Origin of the sequence: Actinocrinis sp. (genome assembly GCF_035938995.1) — a bacterium.
Taxonomy (GTDB): domain Bacteria; phylum Actinomycetota; class Actinomycetes; order Streptomycetales; family Catenulisporaceae; genus DASZGI01.
Genome location: NZ_DASZGI010000016.1, coordinates 1 through 5,687, shown reverse-complemented (window position 1 = coordinate 5,687; position 5,687 = coordinate 1). Strand labels below are relative to the sequence as shown.

Genomic DNA, 5,687 nt, shown 5'->3' with positions numbered 1-5,687 from the left:
GACGACAGGTCGTAGTGCAGCGGGGCGCTGATACCGCCCGCCTTGAGCGTGGTGCTGACCTCCTCGGCGTGTGCGTCGGCACCAAGCACGGCCCACGTCCGGCCCGTGGTGGGTGCGGCGGCTAAGCCCGCGTCCGCCCAGTGGAAGTCGAACAGGCCGTCGCTCCCGGATTCGGGCTCAAGCGGTCCACTGACCTTCGGCGCACGGCGCAGCATCAACTCGCGGATCGCGCCGACGCGCTGGCCGGTCGCGTCGAAGAGGGTGAGAGAGAAGCTGTTTTCAGGAGCGCCGATTTCAAGAGCGCCGCTTTCGAGAACGCTGCTCAGCCGCACCCGCAGTGCGCGCGCACCCGTGACCGAGACATCCACGCCGGACCAGGAGAAGGGCAACAGCAGACCCGAGCCATCGTCGTGCGCCGCGCCGTCGACCAGCAGCGCGTGCAGTGCCGCGTCGAGAAGCGCGGGGTGCAGGATGAACGCATCCGCTTCACTCGCGGCCGGTTCCGGGAGGCGCACCTCGGCGTAGAGCTCCGTGGGCATGCGCCAGGCGGCTGTCAGACCCTGGAATACGGGTCCGTAGTCGTAGCCCTCCTCGGCAAGCCGCTCGTAGGCGTTGTCCAGGTTGAGCGGGACGGCGTCGACCGGCGGCCAGACTGCCAGCGGTTCGCCGTCGTGGGGTGCGACGCCCGACGGGTCTTCCGACGCGAGCGCGCCGGTCGCGTGTCTGATCCACTCGGCCTGCTGGTCGCCTGCGGCACGGGAGTGCACGGACACCTGGCGCCGCCCTGAGTCATCGGACCCTGAGACGGAGAGCTGAAGCTCTACGCCGCCCTGCTCAGGCAGGATCAGCGGCGCCTCGAGGACGAGGTCGTCGATCCGCGCGGCTCCGACTCCCGCGGCGGCCTCGAGCACGAGATCGACGAAGGCGGTGCCCGGAAGCAGCACCGAGCCGTTCACGGCGTGGTCCGCAAGCCAGGGGATCGACGCGCGAGAGAGCCGCCCGGCGAGCAGGAGCCCGCCGTCGTGGGCCACGGGCACCGCGCCGTCCAGCAGCGGATGGCGCGGCGTGTCGGCGATCCGCGCGCCTTCGCCGCTCTCGAGCCAGAAGCGCCGCCGGTCGAACGCGTAGGTCGGCAGATCCACCGGCCGCGACGCCGGTCCGACGAGCGTGGGCCACGCGACAGGCGCGCCGTGGACGAAGGCCTGCGCCGCCGCGGCGGCGAACTGCCGCGGACCGCCCGAGCCGCGCCGCAGCGAGCCGACGGCGGCGCCCTCAAACCCTGCGTCCGCAAGCACGTCGGCGATGTCGCCGACCAGGATCGGATGCGGGCTCACCTCGACGAACAGCGGCCGGTCGTACTCGCCGAATGCGCGAACCGCGGCGTCGAAACGCACCTGTCCGGCCAGGCTCTCGTACCAGTGCGACGCGGTCAACTGCTCGCCCGGGATGAAGCCGCCCGCGAAGGAGGAGCAGAACGGCGTCTCGGTCGCGGCGGGTTCCACGTCCCCGATGCGGGCCATGAGCTCGTCGCGGATGCGCGCGATGAGCGGGGTGTGCGCGGCGTAGTCGAGGGCGGCGCGGCGCAGTTGCACCGTCGCGCCCCATGCCTTTTCGAACTCCTCGACGGCGTCCGGGTCGCCGCCGATCACGGTGCTGTTCGGTCCGTTGTGCAGGGCTACCCACAGCCGTCCGGCCCACGGCTCGATCAGCTCACGGACACGCTCGGCCGGGAGCACCGCGGAGAGCATGGCGCCGGTGCCGTCGATCGACCCGATCACCTGGCTGCGCGCGGCGACCAGCTTTGCCGCGTCGTCGAGGCCGAGCGCTCCGGCCAGCAGCGCCGCGGGGATCTCGCCCTGGGAGTGGCCGACCAGCGCGGCCGGCTCGACGCCGACGGAGCGCCACAGCGCGGCCAGCGAGACGGCCACCGCGAACAGCACCGGCTGGATCACGTCGGAGCCGCGCAGTTCCGGCGCGCCCGCCTCGCCGCGCAGCACGGCGCTCGCGGTCCAGCCGGTGTGCGGGGCCAGCGCCTGGTCGCAGCGGCGCATGCTCGCCGCGAAGACCTCGCTGTGGTCGAGCAGTTCGGCGGCCATGCCGGCCCACTGCGAACCTTGTCCCGGGAAGACGAAGACCGGCTGGGCTACGCCGTGCGCGATGCCGTTGGCCAGGGCGGCGTGCGGTCGTCCGGCGGCGAGTTCGGCCAGCGCGGCGCACAGTTCGTCGCGGTTCGCCGCGACGACGACGGCACGGTGGGCGAAGGACGGCCGGCGCGCGAGCCAGGGACCTGACGCGGCCAGGTCGTCCTCGGACGCCGTCAGCGCGAATTCGCGCAGCCGGTCGGCGTATGCGCGCAGGGACTTGTCGCTGCGGGCTGAGATGACCCAGATGTACGGCTCGTCGGCCTTCGGCGCGGACGGTGCGGATTCCAGGTCGCCCGTGGCGGGTGCGGCTTCGAGGACGAGGTGCGCGTTGGTTCCGCTGATGCCGAAGCTGGACACCGCTGCGCGATACGGACGCTGCGTCTCAGGCCAAGGCTGCGCCTCCGTGAGCAAACGCACCCGGCCGTTCTCCCAGTCCGCCTTCGGCGTCGGCTGGTCGTCGATGTGCAGCGTGCGTGGCAGCGTGCGGTGCCGCATCGCCATCACCATCTTGATGACTCCGGCGACTCCGGCCGCTGCCTGAGTGTGGCCGATGTTCGACTTCACCGAGCCGAGCCACACCGGCCGGTCGGCCGGATCGCCGCCGCCGTAGGTCGCGATTAGGGCGTTGGCCTCGATCGGGTCGCCCAGCTCGGTGCCGGTGCCGTGCGCCTCGATCGCGTCGACGTCCTGCGGGCCGAGCCCGGCGTCGGCGAGAGCGCGGCGGATCACCTGCTCCTGCGCCTGCCCGTTGGGCGCGGTCAGGCCGTTGCTCGCGCCGTCGGAGTTGACCGCGGAGCCTCGGACGACGGCGAGCACCCGGTGCCCGTTCGCCTTGGCGTCGGAGAGCCGCTCCAGCAGGAGCATGCCGACGCCCTCGCCCCAGCCCGCGCCGTCCGCGTTGTCGGAGAACGGTTTGGAGCGGCCGTCCGGAGCCAGCCCGCCCTGCTTGGACATCTCGGTGATCACCCTCGGCTGGCACATCACGGTCGCGCCGCCCGCGAGCGCGAGCGAAGACTCGCCGCGACGCAGCGATTCGGCCGCCGAGTGCAGCGCGACCAGCGACGAGGAGCAGGCCGTGTCAAGGGTGATCGCCGGTCCCTGCAAGCCGAGCGTGAAGGCGATCCGGCCGGACGCGACGCTACCCAGCTCTCCGGTCAGCAGGTACCCCTCGGCGTCGCTCGGCGGGGTCCGCAACGGCAGGCTGTAGTCCTGGTAGATCACCCCGGCGAACACGCCGGTGCGGCTGCCGACCAGGGTGGCTGGGTCGATACCGGCCCGCTCGAAGGATTCCCACGCGCATTCCAGCAGCAGCCGCTGCTGCGGGTTGATCGCGGTCGCCTCGCGGGGCGTGATCCCGAAGAACGCGGCGTCGAAATCGGCGGCGTCGTGCAGGAATCCGCCCTCGCGCACGTAGGTCGTGCCGGGGTGGTCCGGATCGGGGTGGTAGAGGCGATCGGTGTCCCAGCCGCGGTCGACCGGGAAGGGCCCGATCGCGTCGCCGTCGGCCGCCACCAGGTCCCAGAGGTCCTGCGGCGAGCGCACCCCACCGGGGAACCGACAGGCCATCCCGATGATCGCGATCGGTTCGGTGAACTGCGCCCTGAGTCGCTCGTTCTCCTTCAGCGACGCGCGCAGCGCCTGGACCAGCTCGTCGACCGACGTGTTCAATGTTCCCCCAACAGTTTTCGTGGCAGCGGGTCAGTCGAGATCGTTGGAGCGCTTGCCGCGCAACGCCAGCCGGACGAGTTCGGCGCCGTCCATGTCGTCGAACGAGCGCTCACCGCGCGCGGCCGGCACGGCAGCCTCGTGGCCGGCCGGGTCGGGCTCGGCCGGGTCCAGCTCGGCGCGCAGGTAATCGGCCAGTTCACGCGGGGACGGATAGTCGTAGACCAGGGTGGTCGGCAGCCGGAGTCCGGTCGCGGCGGACAGCCGGTTGCGCAGTTCGACACTGGTCATCGACTCGAATCCCAGCGCCTTGAAGGAAAGGTCGACCGCGATCCGGCTGGACGAGTCAAGGCCGAGCACGGCGGCGATCTCGCCGGAGAGCAACTCCCGCACGTCGGCAGTGGCCGCGACCGGGGCACTGCTCGCGGCCGGCGGCGCGGGCGCGTCGTCGATCGCGGGCAGGCCGGGTGCGGTGAGCCAGTAACGGCTGCGCTGGAAGGGATACGTCGGCAACGCGATCCGGCGCGCCGGGGTGAAGCAGCCTGCCCAGTCGACCGGAACACCGTGCACGTGCGCCTGCGCGACCGAGGTCAGCATGCGATCGAGGCCGCCGTCGTCGCGCCGCAGGGTGCCGACCACCGCGGCACTCGCGTCCTGCGCCTCGAACGTCGTTTCCAGCCCGAACGCGAGGACCGGATGCGGACTGATCTCGATGAACACGTGATGGCCCTCGGCCAGCAGGCTGCGCGAGGCCGCCTCGAACTCGACGGTCCGACGCAGGTTGCGCCACCAGTACTCGGCGTCGAGCTGTTCGTGGGCGATGAGTCCGCCGGTCACCGTCGAGATCATCGGCACGTCGCCGGATCGCGGCCGCACACCGACCAACGCGTCCAGCAGCTCGTCCCTGATCGGTTCGACCTGGCTGCTGTGCGAGGCGTAGTCCGCGTTGACGGTGCGGGCCCGGATGTCCTCGGCCTCGCACTCGGCCTGCAACTCGGCGATCGCGTCCGGTTCGCCGGACACCACCACCGAGCCGGGCCCGTTCACCGCGGCGACCGACAACCGGCTGCCCCAGCGCGCCATCCGCGTGCGCGCCTGCTCGGCGCCCAGTCCCAGCGACAACATGGCTCCGCTGCCGGACAGTGGCACCACCAGCTGGCTGCGTCGGGCGACCACCCGCGCGCCGTCGTCCAGCGACAACGCGCCTGCCACGCACGCCGCCGCGATCTCGCCCTGTGAATGGCCCACCACCGCGGCAGGCTCGACGCCGAAATCGCGCCACACCTGCGCCAGCGACACCATCACCGCCCACAGCACCGGCTGCACCACGTCGACCCGGTCGAGCCCGGGTGCGCCCGGCGCGCCGGCCAGCACGTCCTCCAGCGACCACGGCACGTACGGCGCGAGCGCCTCGCCGCATTCGGTCAGGGATTTGGCGAACGCGGGCGAGGACCGCGTCAGTTCCGCCGCCATGGCGGGCCATTGCCCGCCCTGCCCGGGAAACACGAAGACCGGTTTGGCATCCGCCCAGGCCGTCCCGCCCACCACCCGCGGCGACGATTCCCCACGGGACAGCGAGATCAGGCCGGACACCAGTTCGGCCCGCCCACGACCCAGCACCACGGCCCGGTGCTCGAACCGCGATCGGGTCACGGCCAGCGAGAACCCGACGTTCTCCGGCAGCTCCGTCTCCGCGACCGCGACCAGTCCGGCTGCCTGCGCCCGCAATCCGGTTTCGTCGCGCGCGGACACCACGAAGGGCAGCACGCCGGCCACATCGGCACCGTCCGACTCCGACACCGCTTCGGTGGCTTCTTCGATGATCACGTGCGCGTTCGTGCCGGCCACCCCGAACGAGGACACTCCGGCGCGGCGCGG

The 5,687-nt window shown here is 72.1% G+C and carries 1 protein-coding gene and 1 pseudogene; both read right to left on the bottom strand.

Translation table 11 applies throughout. The features are described from left to right. Window positions 1–3,776, bottom strand: a pseudogene (locus tag VGZ32_RS00840) (type I polyketide synthase); the annotation flags it as partial. A gap of 66 nt (window positions 3,777–3,842) precedes the next feature. Beyond that, a partial coding sequence (locus tag VGZ32_RS00835; RefSeq protein WP_326883796.1) for an acyltransferase domain-containing protein occupies window positions 3,843–5,687 on the bottom strand: 1,845 nt, incomplete at its 5' end.